Source organism: Zoogloea sp. LCSB751, assembly GCF_002028455.1.
Taxonomy (GTDB): Bacteria; Pseudomonadota; Gammaproteobacteria; order Burkholderiales; family Rhodocyclaceae; genus Zoogloea.
Map to the genome: position 1 here is coordinate 81,142 of NZ_MWUM01000018.1, position 22,249 is coordinate 103,390.

21 protein-coding genes are annotated in these 22,249 nt (G+C 67.1%); 16 read left to right on the forward strand and 5 right to left on the reverse strand.

Going from position 1 to position 22,249, the window contains the following annotated elements:
* The first annotated feature begins 12 nt into the window (after positions 1–12).
* The 14 genes from kdpC to map all read left to right on the forward strand — a co-directional run bounded on the left by kdpC (position 13) and on the right by map (position 11,748).
* Complete coding sequence (kdpC, locus tag B4920_RS18225) at positions 13–588, forward strand: potassium-transporting ATPase subunit KdpC (protein WP_079436060.1); 576 nt, start codon at positions 13–15, stop codon at positions 586–588.
* A gap of 16 nt (positions 589–604) precedes the next feature.
* Complete coding sequence (locus B4920_RS18230; protein WP_079436062.1) at positions 605–1,480, forward strand: TorF family putative porin; 876 nt, start codon at positions 605–607, stop codon at positions 1,478–1,480.
* 23 nt (positions 1,481–1,503) lie between these two features.
* Complete coding sequence (locus B4920_RS18235; RefSeq protein ID WP_079436063.1) at positions 1,504–1,968, forward strand: PTS sugar transporter subunit IIA; 465 nt, start codon at positions 1,504–1,506, stop codon at positions 1,966–1,968.
* A 6-nt stretch (positions 1,969–1,974) separates the two neighbouring features.
* On the forward strand, positions 1,975–2,802 hold the full coding sequence (locus B4920_RS18240) for an acetylglutamate kinase (protein WP_079436065.1): 828 nt from the start codon (positions 1,975–1,977) through the stop codon (positions 2,800–2,802).
* A complete protein-coding gene (locus tag B4920_RS18245; protein ID WP_079436066.1) occupies positions 2,783–3,091 on the forward strand; it encodes a hypothetical protein in 309 nt (102 codons plus the stop codon). Before B4920_RS18240 ends, B4920_RS18245 begins: the two co-directional genes overlap by 20 nt.
* Before the next feature lie 3 nt (positions 3,092–3,094).
* Complete coding sequence (locus tag B4920_RS18250) at positions 3,095–3,301, forward strand: hypothetical protein (protein ID WP_079436067.1); 207 nt, start codon at positions 3,095–3,097, stop codon at positions 3,299–3,301.
* An 85-nt stretch (positions 3,302–3,386) separates the two neighbouring features.
* Complete coding sequence (locus tag B4920_RS18255; RefSeq protein ID WP_079436069.1) at positions 3,387–5,021, forward strand: CorA family divalent cation transporter; 1,635 nt, start codon at positions 3,387–3,389, stop codon at positions 5,019–5,021.
* A gap of 2 nt (positions 5,022–5,023) precedes the next feature.
* A complete protein-coding gene (gene kdpD, locus B4920_RS18260; protein ID WP_079436070.1) occupies positions 5,024–7,729 on the forward strand; it encodes a two-component system sensor histidine kinase KdpD in 2,706 nt (901 codons plus the stop codon).
* A 21-nt stretch (positions 7,730–7,750) separates the two neighbouring features.
* Positions 7,751–8,464, forward strand: coding sequence for a two-component system response regulator KdpE (gene kdpE / locus B4920_RS18265; RefSeq protein WP_079436071.1), 714 nt, complete (start codon positions 7,751–7,753; stop codon positions 8,462–8,464).
* A gap of 131 nt (positions 8,465–8,595) precedes the next feature.
* Positions 8,596–9,192 (forward strand): DUF2239 family protein, encoded by a 597-nt coding sequence (locus tag B4920_RS18270; RefSeq protein ID WP_079436072.1) that lies wholly within the window; start codon positions 8,596–8,598, stop codon positions 9,190–9,192.
* Between the two features lie 68 nt (positions 9,193–9,260).
* The gene (locus tag B4920_RS18275) at positions 9,261–9,593 is read left to right on the forward strand and encodes a GIY-YIG nuclease family protein (protein ID WP_216819943.1); all 333 of its coding nucleotides are present in this window, start codon (positions 9,261–9,263) and stop codon (positions 9,591–9,593) included.
* Between the two features lie 128 nt (positions 9,594–9,721).
* Complete coding sequence (locus tag B4920_RS18280) at positions 9,722–10,561, forward strand: aldo/keto reductase (protein ID WP_079436074.1); 840 nt, start codon at positions 9,722–9,724, stop codon at positions 10,559–10,561.
* A 153-nt stretch (positions 10,562–10,714) separates the two neighbouring features.
* A complete protein-coding gene (locus tag B4920_RS18285) occupies positions 10,715–10,945 on the forward strand; it encodes a ParD-like family protein (RefSeq protein WP_079436075.1) in 231 nt (76 codons plus the stop codon).
* A complete protein-coding gene (gene map / locus B4920_RS18290; protein ID WP_079436076.1) occupies positions 10,942–11,748 on the forward strand; it encodes a type I methionyl aminopeptidase in 807 nt (268 codons plus the stop codon). The genes B4920_RS18285 and map overlap by 4 nt, the downstream gene beginning before the upstream one ends.
* A gap of 112 nt (positions 11,749–11,860) precedes the next feature.
* Here the strand turns inward: map and ahpF are convergent, their stop codons facing one another.
* Positions 11,861–13,411, reverse strand: coding sequence for an alkyl hydroperoxide reductase subunit F (gene ahpF, locus B4920_RS18295; protein ID WP_079436077.1), 1,551 nt, complete (start codon positions 13,409–13,411; stop codon positions 11,861–11,863).
* Positions 13,412–13,657: 246 nt separating this feature from the next.
* Between ahpF and B4920_RS18300 the strand changes: the two genes are divergently transcribed.
* Together B4920_RS18300 and B4920_RS18305 are read left to right on the forward strand one after the other, a co-directional pair.
* A complete protein-coding gene (locus tag B4920_RS18300; RefSeq protein ID WP_079436079.1) occupies positions 13,658–14,500 on the forward strand; it encodes a DMT family transporter in 843 nt (280 codons plus the stop codon).
* A 91-nt stretch (positions 14,501–14,591) separates the two neighbouring features.
* A complete protein-coding gene (locus tag B4920_RS18305) occupies positions 14,592–16,058 on the forward strand; it encodes a Do family serine endopeptidase (protein WP_079436080.1) in 1,467 nt (488 codons plus the stop codon).
* A 47-nt stretch (positions 16,059–16,105) separates the two neighbouring features.
* Here B4920_RS18305 and B4920_RS18310 read toward each other — a convergent pair whose 3' ends face one another.
* From B4920_RS18310 to B4920_RS18325, 4 genes are all read right to left on the reverse strand, one after another.
* Complete coding sequence (locus B4920_RS18310; RefSeq protein ID WP_079436082.1) at positions 16,106–17,305, reverse strand: metallophosphoesterase; 1,200 nt, start codon at positions 17,303–17,305, stop codon at positions 16,106–16,108.
* 251 nt (positions 17,306–17,556) lie between these two features.
* Entirely contained in the window at positions 17,557–18,174 is a 618-nt protein-coding gene (locus B4920_RS18315; protein ID WP_079436084.1) for a glutathione S-transferase family protein, read from the reverse strand.
* 211 nt (positions 18,175–18,385) lie between these two features.
* The gene (locus tag B4920_RS18320; RefSeq protein ID WP_079436085.1) at positions 18,386–19,015 is read right to left on the reverse strand and encodes a helix-turn-helix domain-containing protein; all 630 of its coding nucleotides are present in this window, start codon (positions 19,013–19,015) and stop codon (positions 18,386–18,388) included.
* A 135-nt stretch (positions 19,016–19,150) separates the two neighbouring features.
* Positions 19,151–22,249 (reverse strand): hypothetical protein, encoded by a 3,099-nt coding sequence (locus tag B4920_RS18325; protein ID WP_079436087.1) that lies wholly within the window; start codon positions 22,247–22,249, stop codon positions 19,151–19,153.

A 22,249-nucleotide genomic window follows, 5' to 3' on the forward strand; every position in this document is an offset into this window, starting at 1 on the left:
CGGAGAAGAACCATGAAAACCCTGCTGCGCCCCGCCATCAGCCTGTTCGTGCTGCTCAGCGCACTGACCGGCATCGCCTACCCCGTCGCGGTGACCGGTATCGCCCACCTCGCCTTTCCCGACCAGGCCACCGGCAGCCTGATCCTGCAGGACGGCAAACCGGTCGGCTCGCGCCTGATCGGGCAGAACTTCAGCGACCCGGCCCACTTCTGGGGCCGCCCGTCGGCCACAGCCCCGCAGCCCTACAACGCCGGCGCATCGTCGGGCTCCAACCTGGGCCCCCTGAACCCGGCGCTGACCGACGCGGTGAAGGCCCGCATCGCCGCGCTGCGGGCCGCCGATCCGGCCAACCACGTCCCGATCCCGGCCGACCTGGTCACCGCCTCGGCCAGCGGCCTCGACCCCCACATCAGCCCGGCCGCCGCCGCATGGCAGGCCGGCCGCGTCGCCCGCGCCCACGGACTGCCTGAAGCGGAAGTGACGAAGCTCATCGACGCCCACACAGCGGGCCGCCAATGGGGCGTCTTCGGCGAACCCCGCGTGAATGTGCTGGAACTCAACCTCGCGCTCGACGCGCTCAAGAACTGACAAGAAAGCTCCGACCATGTCCTCCCTGCAAGCCAGAACACGTATTGCCACCGCCGCCGCGCTGTTCATCTCGACCTGCCCGCTCGCCGCCCAGGCCGAGCCGGACGGCACGACGCCCACCGCAACCCCGCTCACCGCCAACATCGGGCTCGTCTCCAGCTACCGCTTCCGCGGCCTCGACCAGACCTTCGGACACCCGGCGGTTCAGGGCGGCTTCGACTATGCCCACCCGTCCGGCTTCTACGCCGGCAACTGGAACTCCAACGTCAGCAGCGGCGCCGGCTATCCCGAAGGCAGCCTCGAGATGGATTTCTACGGCGGCTACAAGACCACCCTCGGCGACTTCGGCGTCGACGTAGGTGGCCTGTACTACTACTACCCCGGCTCGCGCCTCGACCATGCCTTCCCCAGCGTGAACCAGCGGCGTCCCGGCAGCACGGCCAATGGCAACGTGGACAACGGAGAGGTCTATTTGGCCGGCAGTTGGCAGTTCCTCACGCTGAAGTACTCCCACGCGGTCACCGACTATTTCGCCATGCCCGGCACCCGTGGCACCGGGTACCTGGACTTGTCGGCGTCCTATGACCTGGGCGGGGGCTACACGTTCGGCGCCCACGTCGGGCGCCTCTTCATGCACGGCTTCGCTTACACGAATGCGGACGGCTCGCGCTATGACGGCCGTTACACCGACTGGCGGCTCGGCATCAGCAAGGATCTCGCCGGCTGGATCGTCGGCGCCGCCTACGTCGGCACAACCGCCGAAGGGCGCTGCGGCAACGGCGAGTTCTATTGCTTCAGCAGCAGCATGGCCAGCGACGGCTCAGCCAACGGTTCGCGCAGCCGCGATGCCGGCCGCGGCATCGCGGTGCTGTCCGTGGCCCGCAGCTTCTGAGCGGACAGGAGGAACGCACGATCATGCTGACCCTCGCCGACATCCTGCTTCAGGAAGACATCCTGCTCGACCTGGACGTCACCAACCCTGTCTCGCTGTTCGATGCCATCGGCCGGAACATGCAACGCTGGCACGGGCTCGCGCGCGTACCAGTGGCCGAAGTCCTCGATCAGCGCGAGGCGCTGGGCTCCACCGCGCTCGGCCAGGGCGTGGCGATTCCCCACGGCCGGCTGGCCGGGTTGCGCCAGACCCATGCTGCCTACGCCCGACCACGACGGCCGCTGCCCTTCAACGCGCCGGACGGCAAGCCTGTGACGGACTTCGTCGTGCTGCTGGTGCCGGAACGGGCCACCGAAGAGCACCTGGGCATCCTCGCCGGCATCTCCAGCCTGTTCACCGACCCGCGTTTCCGCGAAGCGCTGCATGCCAGCACCGACCCGCACGAAATCAGGGCCCTGTTCCGTTCCTGGCAGCCCTCCGCGGCCTGATCCGTAATGCGTACCGAGTCAATCCCGGCCACAGGCCGGGCCGAACCTGCAAGCGACGTACGTGCGCAGGTGCTGGCCGAACTGCTGCCCTACATCCATGCCTGCCGGAACCAGCTCTTCGTGGTCGATTATGCCTGCGGCAGCATTCTTGATCCGGTCACCTGGAACAGCCTCGGCCGCCACCTCGCGCTGCTCCAGCTGATCGGCCTCCGGCTCATCGTCGTGCATCGCTCCAGTGCCCTCAATACCCGGCTGGTTGCGCTCCTGAACCGGCACGGCGCAAGGGCTGCCGGGCTGTCCGGCGTCGATGACGGCATGCTGCAATTGCGCCCTGCGAGACTGTCCCTTGGCCGCGACGCCGGCCTGGAAGCCGGAGCCGTCAACAAAGCGCTGCTCGACCTGTATCTGGATGCCGGGCTACTGCCCGTCATCCGTCCGATCGGCGTTGCGCCCGATGGTTTGGCCTGCCCCACGGACGGAAGCCAGTTGGCCTCTGCTCTGGCCATGCACTTGCAGGCCAAGAAGCTGATCGTACTGGGAGACAGCCCTCCACCGATGGATCGGGAAGGCCGCCCGGCGCACCGCCTGTCGGTTTCCGATGCTGCATCGCTGGCCATCATTCCAGCGCACATCGTCGACGCAATGGCGGCGGGCATCCCTGCCGTCCATCTTCTCGATATCCGACACCCTGAAACTCTTCTGGTCGAACTACTGACCCCATTCATCGGCGGCACGCTGATCCTGCCCGACGCGGCAGCCGGCGTTCTTTCCCAAAGCGAGCATTACCTGGCCCCTGTCACCGAAGGAGATGAGCATGAAGATCAATCCTGCTGAGCTGTGCATCGGCATCGTCGTCAGGAACCGCGCATACGCAGTCGCCACCCCCGGCACGGACAATGCTGCCAACACCATCGGCTTTCCGGGCTCGCAACTGGGACGCGAAACCTTGCGTGTATTCCTTGCCGGACAGGAATGCCCCGTGCGCCTGGCCGTCGCCGGAGACGGTGCGATCGGCGTCGCCCTTGCGATCAGTCCGACAGCCCAGTGCAACGTTTACATCCTCGATGCAAAGCCCGGAGCCCATCCGGCACGTCTGGCCTCCTACGCTTCAAGGGCCCTGTGAGCCATGCCTGTGCACATCTGCCCCGTCTGCGGCGCCCGCCACGTGGTATCGAGTGTGCTGCACCTTCTCGCCCACCGCCGCAACCTGACCTGCTCGCCAAGCTGCAAGGCGGTATTCGGCCAGCTGGTACGGCGGCGCATCCTGGCGGAAATGGCTGAAAGCGCGGAGCGCCGACGCCTGTCCGACCGCCATCAGGTGAGCGAGGACTAGCGTGTTGTTCGTCGAACGGAAGAGAATCGCGGTCTCGCGCCCCAGCGCGCCGTTCGTGAGAACAAGACCTAAAAAAGGAGACGCGATGCTCTCGCAACCGGACCACGTGGTCCGTCATTTCCGCGACGTGCTCGTCTGGCCGGTCCAGATCAAGCCGGGCTTCACGGGGGAGAACGTGGCGCGCATCCACGAGAGGATCACCGGCAGCGGCCACTGGGCGCCGGTGGACGACGAATTCACCACCGACCCGGCCGACTTCCAGGAGCGTCATTACAAGGAGTTCGTGGCCTTCCTGCCCTACGTCCAGCGCTTCCTGTATGGAGACGGGCGCTCGGCGAGCGGCGACGGCCCGCCCAACCGCTCGGCGCCGATGGCGGTGTACCGGCGCACCGACGTGGCCGGGCTGAACGTCGTACTTAGACCCGGCGACGCCCCCATCTCGCTGCGCATCGCCCACGTGGATCTCTACCTCTTCCTCGATCTCGACGTGGCGATGCTCAACGTGGAGGTGGCCGCCGACGACCTGCCGCTGGCCACCGCGCTGGAACTGCTCTACCGCTTCGGGCGCGCCTATCCGACCGGCTGGGACAGCAGCGGCCAGGGCGTGCACAACGTCCACCGCAGCGAACTTCTCGACCGGGACGGGCATGTACTCGCCACCTCCGACTCGGAGAAACGGGAACGCTACCTGCGCTTCGTCTGCGAGCACCGCACGCCCTGCGTCGGCGCCCTGTGGGCCTGCCTGCTACGCCCGCTGGTGCAGGACGCCGAGTGCGGCGACGGCGATCTGAGCTACCGGCTGCTCGAGTACTACCGCATGCCGATGATGGCCTACCTGGCCCTCGACGAGCCGCGCAGCCTCAGCCGCGAGGACTTCATCCGCATCGGCTTCGTGGCCAACCTGCCGTCCCGCGACCCGGTGCCGGCCAAGGACCCGGCAGTGATCCGCTTCGAGCGCCTGCACTGCGAGGACCGCTTCTGGACCGATTCCGACGACGGCCCCAACAGCCGCTTCATCTGCACCGGCAACGCCCTGGTGCTGGTGGGCGAAGCCGGCTCCGACTACTTCCGCGATCCCGAGCACGGCTTCCTGGCGCGCTTCCGCCACCAGTATTTCCTGGTCTTCCTGATCGCCCATTTCCATCGCGCCGCGCTGCTGTCCTTTTCCGACGGGCTGGCCAGCGCGGTGAATGAGCTCGACATCCGCAACAGCGAATCCGTGCGCCGCTTCAAGCGTCGCATCCGCCAATCCTTCGAGGCTTTCCTGCGCTTCACCCACCGCTACTGGTTCCACGAGGTTTCCGAGCAGGGGCTGGTGCAGGCCCTGTTCCAGCGCACCACGCGCCTGCTGCGCAACGACGAGTTGTTCGGCCACGTAAAGGACCAGATGCGCGAGATGAGCGCCTACCTGGACAGCGACAGCCAGCGCCGCCAGTCCGGCACCGTGCTGCGCCTGACCGTGGTGACCATCTTCGGCCTGATCGCCACGGTGGTCACCGGCTACTTCGGCATGAACCTGTTCAATTTTCCCGAGGTGCCCGGTACCTACAAGCTGGTCCAGCTAGGGCTGGTGAGTGCCAGCACGCTGACCCTGGTGCTGTTCGCGGTAGCCCGCTCCAAGCGCCTGTCGGACTTCCTTGAGGCACTCTCCGACGAGCGTCTCCCCCGCGAAGCCAAATGGACCGCCCTGGGCCGCGTCTTCAAACGGACGGAACCCTAGCCATGTCTACCCCCGCCGACCGCCCCGACCCGGACGCCCTGCTGGCCCGCCTACAAGCCGACGAGGCCCGCGCCCGGCGGGGCCGCCTGAAGATCTTCTTCGGCGCCAGCGCCGGGGTCGGCAAGACCTGCGCGATGCTGGCCGCCGCACGCCAGCAGCTCATCCAGGGTGTGGACGTGGTGATCGGCGTCGTAGAAACCCACGGACGCATGGAAACCGAGGCGATGGCCGACGGCATCGCCCGCATTCCACCCCGCCAGATTCCCTACCGGGAGAGGGTGCTGACGGAGTTCGACCTGGACCGGGCACTGGAGCTCAAGCCCACCCTGATCCTGGTGGACGAGCTGGCCCACACCAACGTGGCCGGCTCCCGCCATCCCAAGCGCTGGCAGGACGTGGAGGAGCTGCTGGCAGCCGGCATCGACGTGTATTCGACGGTAAACGTCCAGCATCTGGAAAGCCTCAATGATGTGGTCAGCGGCATTGCCGGGATCCGCGTGTGGGAAACAGTGCCGGACCGGATTTTCGACGAGGCTGACGAGGTCGTCCTGGTGGACCTGCCGCCGGACGAACTGCTGCAGCGCCTGCGGGAAGGCAAGGTGTACCTGCCCAACCAGGCGGAACGGGCGATCCGCAACTTCTTCCGCAAGGGTAACCTGCTGGCACTGCGCGAACTGGCCCTGCGCCGCACCGCCGACCGGGTGGACGAGGACGTCCAGCAGTACCGGCGCGACAAGTGCGTGTCGCCGGTCTGGCAGACCCAGGACGCCTTGCTCGCCTGCATCGGCCCGGAAAGCGGCAGCGAGAAGATCGTGCGCAGCGCCGCCCGCCTCGCCGGGCGCCTCGAAGCCCCGTGGCACGCGGTATACATCGAGACGCCCGAGCGCCAGCGCCTGCCCGCCGCCGCCCGTGACCGGACACTGAAGACCCTGAGGCTGGCCCAGGACCTGGGTGCCACCACGGCCACCCTCGCCGGCGCCCAGGTGGAGACGGAAGCCGTGCGCTATGCCCGCACCCACAACCTCTCCCGCCTGATGGTCGGCCAGGGCGCGCCACGGCGCTGGCGCTTCTGGGAGCGCGGCATCGCCGAACGCATCGGCCGCCTCGCCCCCGACCTGGACGTGATCCAGGTGGCCCGCACCGAACACACGCTTCCCGACGCAGAGCCTCCAGCCGTGGCAACCGCCGGCAGCGCCAGCACGACATGGCGTGCCTACGCACTGAGTGCCGCGGCCTGCAGCCTCGCTGGCCTCATCGCGATGCCGCTCCATGCCCTGGTGGACCTGGCCAACATCGTGATGGTCTTCCTGCTGGCGGTGGTGCTGGTGGCTGTCCGCCTGGGGCGCGGACCGGCCGTGCTGGCGTCCTTCCTCAGCGTGGCGATCTTCGACTTCTTCTTCGTCCCGCCGCGCCTGTCCTTCGCTGTCAGCGATGTCCAGTACCTGATGACCTTCGCCGTGATGCTGGTGGTCGGCCTGGTGATCGGTCAGCTCACCGCTGGCTACAAACATCAGGCCCATGTGGCCGGTAGCCGCGAGAACCGCATGCGGGCCCTTTACGAGATGTCCCGCGATCTGTCCGGTGCGCTGCTGCCTGATCAGATCGCCGAGATAGGGGAACGTTTCCTGGTGGCAGAGATGGGCGCCCGCGCCGCGTTCGTGCTCGCCGATGAGGCGGACCGCCTGGCGGCTCCGCTGTTCGCGTCAGCCGGCCTGCCAGAGATCGACCCCGGCGTCGCCCAATGGGCCTTCGACCACGCGGAGGCTGCGGGCCAGGGCACCGACACCCTACCGGCCAGCCCATTGCTCTATCTGCCCCTCAAGGCACCGATGCGCCTGCGCGGCGTGCTGGCCCTCGAACTGCGCGACCCTGGCCGCCTGCTGGAACCCGAACAGCGCCGCTTGCTGGACACCTTCGCGTCCCTGATCGCCATCGCGCTGGAGCGCGTCCATTATGTGGATGTCGCCCAGCACACCACCGTTCAGATGGAATCCGAAAGGCTGCGCAACTCCCTGCTGTCGGCCATCTCCCACGACCTGCGCACCCCGCTCAGCGTACTGATCGGCCTGGCCGACTCCATGTTCCTGACCCAGCCGCCGCCCACTGCAGCCCAGGCCGGCATCTCCCGCCAGCTGCGCGAGCAGGCCCTGCGCATCAATGCCCAGGTAGACAACCTCCTCGACATGGCCCGCCTGCAGGCCGGCCGCATCCAGCTCAACCGCCAGTGGCAGCCGCTGGAGGAAGTCGTCGGCAGCGCCCTCAAGAGCCTGCGCCCGATCCTCGCCGGGCATCAGGTCCGGGTCGAGCTGGACGAGGATCTGCCCCTCGTGGAAGTGGATTCGGTACTGATGCAAAGGGTGTTCTGCAATCTGCTCGAGAACGCCGCCAAGTACACTCCGGCCGGCAGCCACATCTGGATCCGGGCCCACGCAACGGCGCAGCACATGGAGATCCGCGTCGAAGACGACGGTCCTGGCCTGCCCGCCGGACGCGAGGAAAACCTGTTCAAGAAATTCGAGCGCGGCGAGCAGGAAAGCAGCACGCCGGGCGTCGGCCTCGGCCTGGCGATCTGCCGGGCCATCGTCGAGGCCCACGGCGGCGGCATGCACGCCCGCCGGAGCAGCCAGGGCGGCGCCTGCTTCGTATTCACGCTACCCATCGGCACACCGCCTGTCCTCGTCGAGGACGAGGACGACCGCGCCCCCTGATGTATCGAAAGGAAGACCGCCATGCCCGAGCCGAGCCCCCGCGTCATCGTCGTCGAGGACGAAGCCCAACTGCGCCGCTTCGTGCGCCTGGCCCTGGAAACCGAAGGCTGCGAAGTCCATGAGGCCGATGGTGTCAAACGCGGCCTCATCGAAGCCGGCACCCGCAAGCCGGACCTGCTGATCCTCGACCTGGGCCTGCCGGACGGGGATGGCATCGAGCTGATCCGCGAGCTGCGCACCTGGTCGGAGATCCCGATCATCGTGCTGTCGGCCCGGACCGCCGAGACCGAGAAAGTCGCCGCCCTCGACGCCGGCGCCGACGACTATCTGACCAAGCCCTTTGGCGCCGCCGAGTTGCTGGCCCGCGTGCGCGCCCACCTGCGACGGCGCTACAAATCCGGCAGCAGCGGGCAGAGCCAGGTGAGCTTCGGAACGGTCAAGGTCGACCTGGGCAAGCGCCTTGTCGAGAAAAATGGTGTGCCGGTGCACCTGACCCCCATCGAGTTCCGCCTCCTCGCCTATGTGGTGTCCAACCCGGACTGCGTGCTGACCCACCGGCAGCTGCTGAAAGCCGTGTGGGGCCCATCCCACACGGAGGATGCCCACTACGTGCGGGTCTACATGGGGCATCTGCGCAAGAAGATCGAGGACGACCCCACCGACCCGGACCACATCGTCACTGAACCGGGTGTCGGTTATCGCTTCGTCGCGGAGGCCCCTGCCCGCGATACCTAGCCTGCCGACAGGCCGCCAAGCACATGGCCAATAGTGGGATGAGCGACGTCGTTTATTTATACCCGGATTTTATTTGCAATTAATTTTAACCCGGGTAATATTAAGGACAGACCAACTCATCCAGCCCGACCATGTCCTCATCCCGCCCCACGACCTACACCACCTTCGACGGCCCGCAACGCATCGCTGGCGGCAGCCTGCAGGACAACGCCCTGGCCGCCAAGCGGGCGCTCGAAGCCGATGGGAGCGGCACCGTGCTCACCTTCGATGACAGCACGGGCAGGCTCGTGGATATCGACCTCCGCGGCAGCGATGCGGAAGTGCTCGCCCGCCTACTGTTGAGCACGGCTCCCGCCACGTCCGAACCGGAACCAAGCCTCGAAGCCCGCGGCCGAGGCCGGCCCCGGCTGGGCGTCGTCGCCCGCGAAGTCACGCTGCTGCCCCGCCACTGGGACTGGCTCACGTCCCAACCTGGCGGTGCGTCGGTCACCCTGCGCAAGCTGGTGGACGAAGCACGCCGGGCCAGCTCCGGGCAGGACGTCCGCCGCCAGGCCCAGGAACGCGCCTATCACTTCATGTCTGCATTGGCTGGCGACCTGCCCGGTTTCGAGGAGACTGCCCGTGCCCTGTTCGCGGACGACCGGGCTGCATTCATGCAACGCACCGATACCTGGCCAGCGGATCTGCGCAACCACGCCCTCCACCTGGCTTTCGATGACGAAGCCTGATGGCCCCCGACAGGCCCGACGAACCTTTGCGGAGACGCGCAATGACCGTAGAACGCACAGCAAAACGCATGTTGAAACAACAATACCTGGACGTACCCAGTCGTGCCGGCGTCTACGCCGTACGGAACCTCGTCACCGGCCGCGCCTTGGTGGCCGGCAGCGCCAATGTCCAGGGCGCGCTCAACCGGCATGTTTTCGAACTGCGACAGGGCAAACACCGCGACCCGCAGTTGCTCGAAGACTGGAAGGCCCATGGCGAAGCCAGCTTCGTCTTCGAGGTGGTCGATCGGGTCAAGCCGCGCACCGAGCCCGATTTTGACGCGGCCCGAGAACTCGAACTGCTGGTTGCGCTGTGGCGCCTTGAAATACCCTGCGGCGGAGAACGGGGCTACGGCGCCTGAAGTCCCCGTCCTGGCGGGATTCGACAATTCACGGAACATCGGCGGACGAAGGTGCTCCAATGCAGAGCCCCGCAGCACGGGGCGATCCGTTCCTTAAAACGACCAACAAGACACGCCAGGAATCCTTCATGACACAGCAGACCACCCTTGCCCCAACCCTCACCCTCGCCAACGGCGTCGCCATGCCACTCCTCGGCCTCGGCACCTGGCCGATGAACGACCAGGAAGCCGCCCACACCGTCGCCGAAGCCATCGGCCTCGGCTACCGGCTGATCGACACGGCGGAAAATTACGGTAACGAGAAAGGTGTCGGAGAAGGGATTCGACGCTCGGGCATCCCCCGCGACGAGATCTTCCTCACCACCAAGTTCAACCGCCAGTGGCACAGCGTTGCCGGCGCGCGGGAAGCCTGCGAAGCCAGCCTGAAACGGCTGGGCGTCGATTACATCGACCTGCTGCTGATCCACTGGCCGAACTCGGACCAGGACCGCTATGTGGACGCCTTCCACGGTCTGGTCAAGCTGCTGGAGGCCGGCCTGGTCCGCGCCATCGGGACGTCCAACTTCAAGCCTGACCACCTGCAGCGCCTCTTCGATGCCGGCCTGGTGCCCCACCACAACCAGATCCAGCTCGATCCCTATCACCGCCGCGACGATCTGCTCGCCATCCATAAGGAACGCGGCATCACCACCGGCGCCTGGCGGCCTCTCGGCTGCGGCAATGCAATGCTCGCCGATCCGGTAATCACCAGCATCGCCGAAGCCCACGGCCGGACCGCCGCGCAGATCATCCTGCGCTGGATCGTCCAGCAAGGCATCGTAACCACGCCCAAGTCCGCCAACCCGGTCCGTCTGGCCCAGAACCTGGCGCTGTTCGACTTCACGCTGTCGGACGCCGAAATCGCCGCCCTCGATACGCTGGACCGGCCCGATCCGACGATGCTGAACGCCGACGTCTTCGGGCACTGAGGCACAGCGGCTGACGCGCAAACACGCGCCCTGCCCTATCCGATAGGCGGGTCTGCTTCCGGTCCGTTCGGTGTGCGTCCAACAACGGGCGCACAGGCCGGAAAGCTGATAATATATGAAACGTATACAAACCATATATTAGAGATCCAAGCCATGGGAATCGTCAAAATTTCCGAGCAGATGCACGAGAACCTGCGTCTGACCAGCGGCGCGCTGAGCCGCTCCATCAATGCCCAGGCCGAGCACTGGCTGCGCATCGGCATGCTGGCCGAGCTGAACCCCAACCTGCACTACGGCGAGATCTGTCAGCTGCTGATCCAGACCGAACAGCAAGCCCTCGACGCAAACGGCCTGGTCGCCGAAGCAGGAGGTGCCGCAGCATGAGAGCCCTGAAACAGGTCCCCATCCGCAGCGCGGACGAGATCGCCCTGGCCCGCCACGCCGGCGGCCTGGCTGCCGATGTGCTGCGGATGATCGGTGAGCACGTCAAACCCGGCGTCACGACCGACGAGCTCGACCGCCTGTGCCACGACTACATCGTCGATGAACTCCAGGCCATCCCCGCCAACATTGGCTACCACGGCTACCCCAAAACGGTCTGCGCGTCGGTCAATCACGTGATCTGCCACGGCATTCCGTCGGACAAGAAGCTGAAGAACGGCGACATCGTCAATATCGACGTGGCCGTCATCAAGGACGGCTGGTTCGGCGACACCAGCCGCATGTACTGCGTCGGCGAACCCGGCATCCTCGCGCGGCGGCTGGTCCGCACCACCTACGAGGCGATGGTCGCCGGCATCCATCAGGTGCGCCCCGGCGCCACCCTGGGCGACGTCGGCCATGCGATCCAGAGCGTCGCCCACCGGGAAGGCTTCAGCATAGTCCGGGAGTACTGCGGCCACGGCATCGGCGACATCTATCACGACGAGCCGCAAGTCCTGCATTACGGCAATCCGGGTCAAGGCCTGCGCCTCGAACCCGGCATGGTGTTCACCATCGAACCGATGATCAACGCCGGCCGCGCCGCCACCCGCCAGCTGCCGGACGGCTGGACGGTGGTCACCAAGGACCGCTCCCTGTCGGCCCAGTGGGAGCACATGGTCGCCGTCACCGACACGGGCTTCGAAGTGCTGACCCCGTGGCCGGACGGCTACGGCGATTACCCGGCGATCCTGCCACCGGCCTGAACGCCTGCTCTGAACACCTGAACCGGGCACGCAGAAAAAAGCCGGAGCTTGTGGCTCCGGCTCTGATCAATCTGCTCAAGCGGCCGCCGGAACCCCGGCGGCCGTTTCACATTCAGGCGACCGAACTGCGGATCAGGTGATCGAAGGCGCTGAGGGAGGCCTTGGCACCCTCGCCCATCGCGATGACGATCTGCTTGTACGGCACCGTGGTGCAGTCGCCGGCCGCGAAGACGCCCGGCACCGAGGTCTGGCCCTTGGCATCGACGATAATCTCGCCTCGGTCCGACAGCTCGACCGTGCCCTTGAGCCAGTCGGTGTTCGGCAACAGACCGATCTGCACGAAGATGCCTTCGAGCTCCACCAGCTTCTCCTCACCGCTGACGTGGTCCTTGAAACGGATGCCGTTCACCTTCTGGCCATCGCCGGTCACTTCGGTGGTTTGTGCCTGGGTAATCACCGTCACGTTGGGCAAGCTGTTGAGTTTGGTCTGCAGCACCGCATCGGCACGCAACTGGTCGGCGAATTCGAGCAGGGTCACGTGGGAAACGATGCCGGCCAGGTCGATGGCCGCCTCGACACCGGAGTTGCCGCCGCCGATCACCGCCACGCGCTTGCCCTTGAACAGCGGGCCGTCGCAGTGCGGGCAGAAGCACACGCCCTTGGCCTTGTACTCCTTCTCGCCGGGCACGTTCATCTCGCGCCAGCGGGCACCGGTGGACAGGATCACCGTCTTGCCCTTCAGGGACGCGCCGTTCTCGAGCTGCACCTCGACCACCTTGCCCGGAATCAGCTTGGTGGCGCGCTGCAGGTTCATCACGTCCACCTCGTACTGCTTCACGTGCTGCTCAAGCGCGGCGGCGAGCTTGGGCCCTTCGGTCTCCTTCACGGAAATGAAGTTCTCGATGCCGAGGGTGTCCATCACCTGGCCGCCGAAGCGCTCCGCCACCACGCCGGTGCGGATGCCCTTGCGCGCCGCATAGATCGCCGCCGCCGCGCCGGCCGGGCCACCGCCGATAACGAGCACGTCGAAGGCGTCCTTGGCGGCAATCTCTTCCGCCGCACGGGCCGCCGCGCCGGTGTCGAGCTTGGCGACGATCTCCTCGATGGTCATGCGGCCCTGGCCGAATTCCTGGCCGTTGAGGAAGACCGTCGGCACGGCCATGATGCGGCGCTCATTCACCAGATCCTGGAACAGCGCACCGTCGATCATCGTGCTGGTCACGCCCGGGTTGAGCACGGCCATCAGGTTGAGGGCCTGCACCACGTCCGGGCAGTTGTGGCAGGACAGGGAAATGAAGGTCTCGAACTCGAAGCGGCCCGGCAAGGCCTTGATCTGCTCGATCACCGCCGGCTCCACCTTGGGCGGATGGCCGCCGGTCTGCAGCAGCGCGAGGATCAGCGAGGTGAACTCATGCCCCATCGGGATGCCGGCGAAGTGGATGCGCGGCACCTCGCCCGGCACCGCCACGCCGAAGGACGGGCGCAGCGCGTGGGTGCCGTCGTCGCGCAGCGTGACCTTGTCGGACAGTTCGGCGATATCGACGAGCAGGCCGCGCAGTTCCTGCGCCTTGGCGCTGCCATCGAGGGAAGCGACCACCTCGATCGGGCGCTGGAGCTTCTCGAGGTAGGCCTTGAGCTGGGTCTTGATATTGGCGTCGAGCATGGTCGTGTCCTTTCGTGTTCTGGGTACGTTCAGGCCTGTGAGCCGAACTGGAGACAGAACCAATGGTATCGCCAGACACTGAATTGATCTAATTGATTGATGAAATGGATCCGATGCCCGTTTCCTATGATCCCCATCGACCTTCCCCCCACTCCCCGATCTGCGGCGGGCCATGCATACTTGCTGCCGCTATTCGATGCTCAAGTCAACCGGCCGCACCACACACCCACCCGAAGACTCCCGCCCATGCCCCCGATCCGGATTGCACTCCTGACCACGCTTGCCATGCTGGCCTTCGCCGCCAACTCCATCCTGTGCCGGCTCGCCCTGCGCGACGGCCATATCGATGCGGCCAGCTTCACTGCGCTGCGCGTGTGTTCGGGGGCCCTGATCCTGTGGGCGCTGCTGCGCCTGCGCGGGGGCGCAACGGGTGCCAGCCACGGTAACTGGCCCTCCGCGCTGGCGCTGTTCGTGTATGCCGCCGGCTTCTCCTTCGCCTATCTCAGCCTGTCCGCGGCCACCGGCGCACTGCTGCTGTTCGGCGCCGTACAGGCGACAATGATCGGCTACGGCCTGTGGCACCGTGAGCACCTCGGGCGTCTGCAAACCGTCGGCCTGGCGCTCGCCGCCGCGGGTCTCGTCGCGCTGGTCCTGCCCGGGCTGTCGGCCCCGCCGCTGGGTGGATCGCTGCTGATGGCACTGGCCGGTGTGGCCTGGGGAGCCTATTCCCTGCGCGGCCGCGGCGGCAGGGACCCGGCCGCCAGCACCGCCGGCAATTTTGCGCGGGCCGCGCCGCTGGCGCTAGCGCTGAGTGCCATCACCCTGCAGCAGGCGCAGACGGACATGGCCGGCATCGCCTACGCCCTCGCCTCGGGCGGGCTGGCCTCCGGCATCGGCTACGTGATCTGGTACATGGCGATGCCCCAGCTGCGCGCCGCCAGCGCCGCATCGGTACAGCTCAGCGTACCGGTCATCGCCGCTCTCGGTGGCGTGGTTTTTCTGGGCGAGGCCATCACGCCGCGCCTGGTGTACTCGTCCATCGCCATCCTCGGCGGCATCGCGCTGGTCATCGCCGGGCGTCGACGCTGAGCGCCCATGCCACGACACCGCTTCAGGTGATAATCGCGGCCACAACACTCATACCCACGCAGTCCGCTCAGCGCCTCGGAGGGAGGCCGTCATGAACTTCATCACCCCCGCAATAACGGCTGGCCTGCTTGCTGCCGCCCTTGGCAGCGCCGCCGTCGCCATGGCAGCGCCTGCAGCCACCCCGGCCAGCGAAGCGCCGTCTTCGGTCGCCATCGTCGGCGTGCCCGATTTCTCGCAGATCACCCGGCGTTACGGCCCGGCGGTGGTCAACATCAGCATCAGCGGCATGCGCCAGGTGTCCGTCAGCCCCGACGCGGCGGATACCCCCGGCGACGACAGCGGCGATTCGGTGCAGCAGTTCCTGCGCCGCTTCCAGCAGGAGTTCGGCGGTGCCGGCGCCAGCATGCAGATTCCGGTGCGCGGCCAGGGTTCGGGCTTCATCCTCAGCGAGGACGGGCTGATCCTGACCAATGCCCACGTGATCGCCAACGCCAGCGACGTGGTCGTCAAGCTCACCGACCGGCGCGAGTTCCACGCCCGCGTGATCGGCAGCGACCGCAAGACCGACATCGCCGTGCTGAAGATCGACGCCCACCGTCTACCCACCGTCCGCATCGGCAATCCGGCCGACCTGCAGGTGGGCGAATGGGTGTTCGCCATCGGCTCGCCCTTCGGCTTCGAGAACAGCGTCAGCGCCGGCGTGGTCAGCGCCAAGGGACGCTCCCTGCCGGACGGCAGCGGCGTGCCCTTCATCCAGACCGACGCAGCGGTGAATCCCGGCAACTCCGGCGGCCCGCTATTCAACGCCCGCGGCGAGGTGGTCGGCATCAACTCGCAGATCTACAGCCGCACCGGCGGCTTCCAGGGCCTCAGCTTCGCGATCCCCATCGACCTGGCGCTGAAAATCCAGCAGCAGATCGCCGCCACCGGCCACGCCACCCACGGCATGCTGGGCGTCACCGTGCAAGAGGTGAACCAGTCGCTGGCCGACGCCTTCCGCCTGCCGGCGCCGGCAGGCGCCATCATCCTCGACGTGATACCCGGCAGCCCGGGCGCCAAGGCCGGACTGCTGCCCAGCGACGTGATTCTCGGCGTGGACGACACGCCGATCACGGCAGCCGGCGACGTGCAGACCCTGGTCACCATGGCCCGGCCCGGCCAGCGTCTGCAGTTCGAAGTATGGCGCGATGGCCAGGCCCGTCGCCTGCCGGTGATCCTCGGCGAGGCGGGCAAAGCAAGCTCCAGCCCGCCGCCGGCACCCGCACCGGACACCAGCACGCTGCACCAGTTCGGCCTTCAGCTGCGCCCGCTGCAGGCCGTCGAACACCTGGCCATCGGTTCGGCCACCGGGCTGCTGGTCGAATCCGCCACGGGCCCTGCGCGCGCCGCCGGCATGCAGGCTGGCGACGTGGTGCTGTCGATCAACGGCAAACCGGTCAGCTCGCTGGATCAGGCCCGCGCCATCGTCAAGACCGTCACAGGCACCGTGGCCCTGCTGGTGCAACGTGGCGGCGACCGGCAGTACGTGACCGTCGCCCCGAGCACGACGGCCAAATAGCCCTTGATGGCGAGAGCGCCTTCCGCGGGCGCTCTCGCCTTGCCGGCTTACAGCGCCGGCTGCATGCGCTGCCAGCTGAAGGGGCCGAAGCGGGTCGCCGTCGCGGCGGCCTTGCTGTCGTAGTTCGGGTCGATGTTCAGCTTGAGCCACTCCAGCGGAACGGTGCTGCCATGCACCACGATGCGGTGGAAGTTCGGCACGTTGTAGCCGTTCGGCTGGTTGGCGTAGGCATCGTCGGAACAGGCGACGGCCGCCGCGCCGGAACTCGGCTCGACGAGGCACGCCGCGCCCTGCACCAGCGGATTGTCAGAGCGATAGACGTGAGAATCCCCGTTGAGCAGCAACACCGGCTTGCCGAAGGCCTTGGCGCGGGTGGCGATTAGGTCGATGAACTGCTTGTACTGGGCGATGTGGCTGGCAGACTTGCCATCCGCATCCCACATGTCGGCCTGCAGCTGGATCACCACCGCGATGGCGTTGTCACTCACCGCCCGGTTGAAGGCGGTATCCAGCCAGCGCTTGTTGGCGGCCGATCGGTTGGCCACTTCCTGGGCCTGGGCCGGACTCATCGTCGGGGCGCCATACCAGGGATCGGTGTCGTTGTTGGAGCCGCCGGGCATGTTGACGGTCACGAACAGCACGCCGGCCTTCTGGAACCACACGTTCTCCACGTAGCCGCTGTCGGTCGGGTAGTTGGCGTCGTATTCGAGGGCCTGGGAATGCACGTCCATTGCGCCGCCGAGGGTCTTGCCCGGCTTGGCGAAGAAGATCGAGCGGACCAGGTCCAGGTTGGCCAGCGGATCGCCGCCCGCGTAGCTCAGCAGATTGCCGCCGGCGTCCACCTTGTAGTCGATCTGCCCGGTGGTGGCGTTGTAGCTGCCGCCGCCCTGCTTGGCCTTGTGGCAGTCGGTCCACTCGTTGTCGCCCGGCGTATAGACCAGCGGGTTCTTCAGGGCCTTCCAGTCGGTGGCGACAGTCACGTCGTAGGCCTGGGTACAGTACTGGGAGCCGGAATGGATGTCGCCGACGTGCAGCACCAGCGAGACATCCGCATCGGTATCCAGCGCCTTCAGGAAGGCCGGCAGAGCCGTGGTTTGCGAGGTGTCCGTCGCCGTTGCGCCGTAAGGCACATCCCCGATCACCGCCAAAGTGGTCTTGGCCGGCACATCGCTGCCGCCGCTACCACCGCACCCGTACATCGCCAACGCTGCCGCCGAACACATGATCGGCCCTACGAATTTCCGCATGATTGTTCTGTCCTGTTCTTGTCGAATGCCTCGGCCCCGAAGCGGGCCGGGCGGAGCGTTGCAAGACCGCCCCGCCGGCGATGCTGCAGCCCCCAGATGACAGGACGATTAACCAGAATAGGGAATGCGTGCGCAGCGCATCAGGCGCGGTAGCGCAGGGCCTCGACCACCAACGCGGCGAGGACTGGCGGCAGGTCTCTTCCTGGCACTGGCCGGATTGACGGCCGCCGTGAGCCCCGGCTGCCGCGTCATCACACGCGGTAGCCCTCCTCGCGCAGCACCTGGCGTACCGACGGCCGCTCGAGCATGCGCAGATAGTGCTCACGGCAGTTGGGCGGCAGGTTCATTTTCAGCTTGTCGGCCCAGAACTCCGTGTAGAACAGCGCCGCATCGGCAATCGAGAAGCTACCGGCGACGAATTCGCGCCCGGCCAGCTGGGCGTCCATCACCGCAAAGCCCCGCTCGACGATCTCGCGGCCCCGGGCGCGTACCACGTCGTGGTCGGCCGGATTGGGCGTGAAATTGGGCGTCGTGAAGATCCGCGTGAAACCCTGGCCGTGGATCGTGCCGACCACGTAGTCCATCGCTTCCAGCACCTTCACCTCGCCGTCTGCGCCTTCGGGCAGCAGGCGATGCTTGGGGTACTGACGGGCCAGCCACCAGGCGATGGCCTGGAACTCGGTGACCGGGCTGCCGTCCTTGCGCACCAGCGTCGGGATGGTCGACTTGGGATTGATCGCCACGTAGTCGGGCTCGAGATGCCCGCCAGCCGGCAGATTGACGATATAGACCTCGAAGACGGCCCCCACCTCTTCGAGCAGAATATGAATGCCGGTCGAGCACGAGCCGGGTGTCATATAGAACTTCATGGACAATGTTCCTCGGGCGATGGCGCCGCGCCACGCGCACTAAGCACGGCAAAGGAGAGCCCGAAGCAAGAGGGGGGCCACCACCGCGCACGCCCGAAAAAGGTCGAAGCGGCCGCCAATCCATGTAGGAAAGCCGCCGACGGCCTGTGGCGATGTCGGATTCATGACATAAGAATTGTCGGACTGCAGGGTGGAGGCGTGGCGGTCGTCGCTATTGCACGGCCTCCGGCCGGCGGGTGGCAGATGGCCGCCGCCGCCGTCCCCCGATACCCAGGAAAGTACGAACGATCGCGGCCAGACCGTCGCCATCTACCGGCACATCCACCAGCACCGCAGCCCCCGGCAAACGCTCCTGAGCCTCCTCCCTCTCCCTATCCGACTCCACCAGCACCACCACCAGCATCGGCTGCCTGCGCACCCGGCCGAGCAATGCGTGGGCGATCCTCCCGGCGTCCAGCCCGCCGACACGCCAATCCACCACGAAGATCTCCGGTGCCATTTCTCCGACGCGGAGCAGGCCGTCGCACGGGCAGGACGTGGACGTCACCAGGCAGTCCGGCAACAGCTTGCCGAGCAGGCCCTGCAGCGCGTTGCGCTCCGCTTCGTCGTCCATCACCAGCAGCATGCCGAAAGGCACGGCGGTATGGATACCGGCACAGCGTTGCTCGAGCAGCAGCCGGTCAACGGACTCAACCAGGATTCGCCGGTGTCCTCCCGGCGTTTTCCAGGCTTGCAGGCGCCCCTCCTCCACCCAAAGCTGGGCCGTACGCACACTGATGCCGAGTAGATGGGCCGCATCGCGGGTCGAACAGGTCTGTGTCGAAATCGTCTCGGCAGTCATCACGCGTCACGGGTCTCATGGGGAACTCACTGGCCCCAATTCTAAACGCGTTTTTGTTGTTTTTGTTATTTTAATTAAATCTCAAAACAGATTTTTTCAAATCCTTGTGGAATATGACCGGATGCCTCGCCCCGCTCACGGCGAACCCGATCCGAGCAGCTTCAACGCAAAGCCGGTCAGCTCCGTGTCGGAGCGCGCCCACGCCTCGCCATCGAAGGGGGTGATGCGGTCGCCGTTGCGCTTGATGATGCGCTTGCCGTCAGCGCTGAAGCGGGCATCCCGCACCCGGTCGGTCTCGCCTTCCAACGTGCTGAGGGGCTGCTTGCCGCCGTTCCAGGCCCACACCCGTGCCGCACCGTCGGCACCGGTGCTGACCAGCAGCGCACCGTCCGGGCTGATATCCACGCTCAGCACCGGCCCGGCGTGGGCCGGGATGGCGCCGTGGTCGGCACGCAGCGCACGCACATCGTAGCGGCGCAGGTGCCCGTCGGAACCACCGCTGGCCAAGCGACGGCCGTCCCGGTCGAAGGCCAGCGCGAAGATCGGTCCGTCCGCGTCGTCACTCTCGAACAGGCGCTGCCCATCGGCACTGCGTATCAGGCGCAGGCGGCCGTCGGTCAGCCCGAGCGCCAGCAGCGACTCGTCCCCGCTGAAGATCGCGGTGCGTACGTTCTCGCCCTTGCCCAGCAGGCTGCGCAGCTGCTCCGGCACCGAGGTTTCGAACAACTGTCCGCTGGCCACCCGGAAGCTGTATTTGCCGGCGCTGCTGAGAATCAGGCCGTTACCCGACGGCGTCAGGAAATCCACGGCCTGCAGGCGCCACAGACGCACCGCACCGTCGGCGCCGGCACTCGCCAGTTGCTGGCCGTCCGGAGCGAACGCCGCGGCACGCACGCCCTGGCTATGGCCGCGAAACTCCCGCGCCCGGAATTCGAAGGGGTCGTCCCACACGCGCACGGTGTCGTCCACCCCGAAGGACAGCAGGCGCGAACCATCGGCAGTGAAGGCCACCCCGAGCGCACCGCCCGCGTGGATGCCTTCGAGGCGCAACGGTGGCCGGGACGGCGGCGCCTCGCCCTCCCCCAGTGTCCACAGGTAAATCTGCCCGTCCGAACCGGCTACCGCCAGGCGCTTGCCATCGGGACTGTGGCGCGCCGCCGTCGGCAGCACCGGCGGCTGACCGGCGATCACCGGGATCTCCAATGGCCGGCCGATTACATGACCATGGGTGGTCCACCGGTAGATCTCCCCGTTCGCCACCGCCACCGCCACCTCGCGCCCATCGGCCGAGAAGCTCGCCGACAGCACCTCGTCCGGATGGGTCAGGGTGGCCAGCAGCGTGCCGCTGGTGGCATTCCACAGACGGGCCGTGTTGTCGTTGTTGCCGAAGGACAGCACGCGCTCGCCGCGCTCGTCGAAGGACGCCGACCCGACGTTGCCGAAATGCCCCGACAAACTCGTCATCGCACAGGGTTCCGCCACCGGGGCCAGCAACAGCTCTGGCGCTCCGCCACCGCGCTCGCGGATGGCGATCACCCGCGTGCCGTCCCGGCTGAGGTCGGCATCCACCCACGCGGCGCCTCCGGCTCCGCCGCAGCGCATCAGGTCGCGGCCGGCCTCGTCCCACACCCGCAGCACACCGTCGCGCCCGGCGGACAGGAACCGCCGCCCATCGGCACTCGCCGCCACCGCCACCACCGGGCCGCCGTGCTTCACCCGCGCCGCCACAGCCAGCGTGAGCCGGTTCACCAGATGCGCCTCGCCATCGTCGCCGGCGCTCAAGACCCAGCGCCCATCGCGGCTGTAGACCACCCCGTTGGCCACCCCCTGATGGGGCAGCAGCGCCGGACTCTGCAGGAAGTTGGCGACGGCCAGGCGCAGGGTGTTGCGCACATTGCGGTCATCCACCTTCCGCGCCAGCGTGAGGGCCGCCTCCAGCGTCTGGCGGGTATCCACATCGATCCGGTCGATCAGCTCGGCGGCCTCCCGCCGGGCATCGCCGCGGCGCAGCTCCTGGCGCCACAGCCATGCGTTGATGCCGAAGCCCAACACCATCACACAAGCCGCCAGCCCCCCGAAAAGCCGCCTTCGCCGCAAGAAGTAGCGATCCACCCACGGCCGGATGATGTCGATGAAGGCGTCGTGCTGCAGCTCGTAGCTCACCCCACCGCTGCCTTCCCGGGTACGCACGATGCGATGCCGCTCCAGCACCACGAGCACGCGCCGGACCCGCGCCACCGAGATCCGCGCCTGGGCCTGCAGGGCTTCGACCGGGTAGGCGATCTTCACGCCACTGCGCGGTGCCAGCGCCTTGAGGACCTTGGCTGCGTCGTGAAACTGGAAGAGGCCGAAGTTGTGTACGACCTCCTCCAGATAGACCGCGATGATGCCGCTCCGCCCGCCGAGCGCCCGGTAGTCCTGCAAACGCAGGCCACGCACGCCCACAGCCCGGGCCACCAGCCACAGGCGTCGGCAGATCAGCTGCAGGATCGGCAGCTCGATCCCGCCGTCGAAGAGGCGCCGGCCCGCGCGGGGCATGTCGCGGGGCATCAGGTCGTCGAGCAGCTGGCTCACCAGCAGCTCGTCGCAGCTGCCACCGCACTTCAGCACCGGAGCGCGGATCGCCTCAGCGGCCTGCTCCCTGCCCAGGTGTTCCAGGTGATAGGTGGACGCGAACAGGGACAGCACGTGGTCGCGCAGGCAGGCATCGACGCTGGCCAGGAACTCCTCGCGGAAGGCCAGTACCACGCGCACGTCGAGGGAAGCCCGCAGCAGCGCGCCGATGGCCGCCGGAAGCTGCCCCAGACCGCCGGCGTAGCGCTGCAGGTATTCCTCGAACTGGTCGAGGATCAGGACCAGCGTGCGGCTGTCCTGCTCCAGGCGCTGCTTGGCAGCCTCGGTCAATTGCGCGCTCCCCAGGTCCCCATCGATCGGCGCAATGGCCTCGGCGACCGTTCGGCAGGAGTCGGCGCCGCTCCAGCGGTCCACATAGACCACCTGAGCCTCCTCGGCGGCCAGCTCGGGGACCACCAGCGCCCGCAGCAGGGAGGTTTTGCCGACCCCGGACGGCGCGTAGAGCAAAGTCAGCGGATGGGAGAACAGCTTGTTGATGAGCAGCTGCGCGTCCCGCTCGCGGCCGAAGAAGCGGTCCCGCTCGGCCTCGGTGTAGGGCTTCAGCCCGACGTAGGGTTCGACCTCATCATCGGGAACAGCACCATGCGGCCTGCTGGACAT

Coding starts and splice junctions, on each gene's coding strand:
- B4920_RS18325 (WP_079436087.1), bottom strand. CDS start 22,249: ATGTCCAGCAGGCCGCATGGTGCTGTTCCCGATGATGAGGTCGAACCC.
- B4920_RS18235 (WP_079436063.1), top strand. CDS start 1,504: ATGCTGACCCTCGCCGACATCCTGCTTCAGGAAGACATCCTGCTCGAC.
- kdpD (WP_079436070.1), top strand. CDS start 5,024: ATGTCTACCCCCGCCGACCGCCCCGACCCGGACGCCCTGCTGGCCCGC.
- B4920_RS18305 (WP_079436080.1), top strand. CDS start 14,592: ATGAACTTCATCACCCCCGCAATAACGGCTGGCCTGCTTGCTGCCGCC.
- B4920_RS18280 (WP_079436074.1), top strand. CDS start 9,722: ATGACACAGCAGACCACCCTTGCCCCAACCCTCACCCTCGCCAACGGC.
- B4920_RS18315 (WP_079436084.1), bottom strand. CDS start 18,174: ATGAAGTTCTATATGACACCCGGCTCGTGCTCGACCGGCATTCATATT.
- B4920_RS18230 (WP_079436062.1), top strand. CDS start 605: ATGTCCTCCCTGCAAGCCAGAACACGTATTGCCACCGCCGCCGCGCTG.
- B4920_RS18285 (WP_079436075.1), top strand. CDS start 10,715: ATGGGAATCGTCAAAATTTCCGAGCAGATGCACGAGAACCTGCGTCTG.
- kdpC (WP_079436060.1), top strand. CDS start 13: ATGAAAACCCTGCTGCGCCCCGCCATCAGCCTGTTCGTGCTGCTCAGC.
- B4920_RS18250 (WP_079436067.1), top strand. CDS start 3,095: ATGCCTGTGCACATCTGCCCCGTCTGCGGCGCCCGCCACGTGGTATCG.
- B4920_RS18240 (WP_079436065.1), top strand. CDS start 1,975: ATGCGTACCGAGTCAATCCCGGCCACAGGCCGGGCCGAACCTGCAAGC.
- B4920_RS18270 (WP_079436072.1), top strand. CDS start 8,596: ATGTCCTCATCCCGCCCCACGACCTACACCACCTTCGACGGCCCGCAA.
- B4920_RS18245 (WP_079436066.1), top strand. CDS start 2,783: ATGAAGATCAATCCTGCTGAGCTGTGCATCGGCATCGTCGTCAGGAAC.
- map (WP_079436076.1), top strand. CDS start 10,942: ATGAGAGCCCTGAAACAGGTCCCCATCCGCAGCGCGGACGAGATCGCC.
- B4920_RS18275 (WP_216819943.1), top strand. CDS start 9,261: ATGTTGAAACAACAATACCTGGACGTACCCAGTCGTGCCGGCGTCTAC.
- B4920_RS18310 (WP_079436082.1), bottom strand. CDS start 17,305: ATGCGGAAATTCGTAGGGCCGATCATGTGTTCGGCGGCAGCGTTGGCG.
- kdpE (WP_079436071.1), top strand. CDS start 7,751: ATGCCCGAGCCGAGCCCCCGCGTCATCGTCGTCGAGGACGAAGCCCAA.
- B4920_RS18300 (WP_079436079.1), top strand. CDS start 13,658: ATGCCCCCGATCCGGATTGCACTCCTGACCACGCTTGCCATGCTGGCC.
- ahpF (WP_079436077.1), bottom strand. CDS start 13,411: ATGCTCGACGCCAATATCAAGACCCAGCTCAAGGCCTACCTCGAGAAG.
- B4920_RS18255 (WP_079436069.1), top strand. CDS start 3,387: ATGCTCTCGCAACCGGACCACGTGGTCCGTCATTTCCGCGACGTGCTC.
- B4920_RS18320 (WP_079436085.1), bottom strand. CDS start 19,015: ATGACTGCCGAGACGATTTCGACACAGACCTGTTCGACCCGCGATGCG.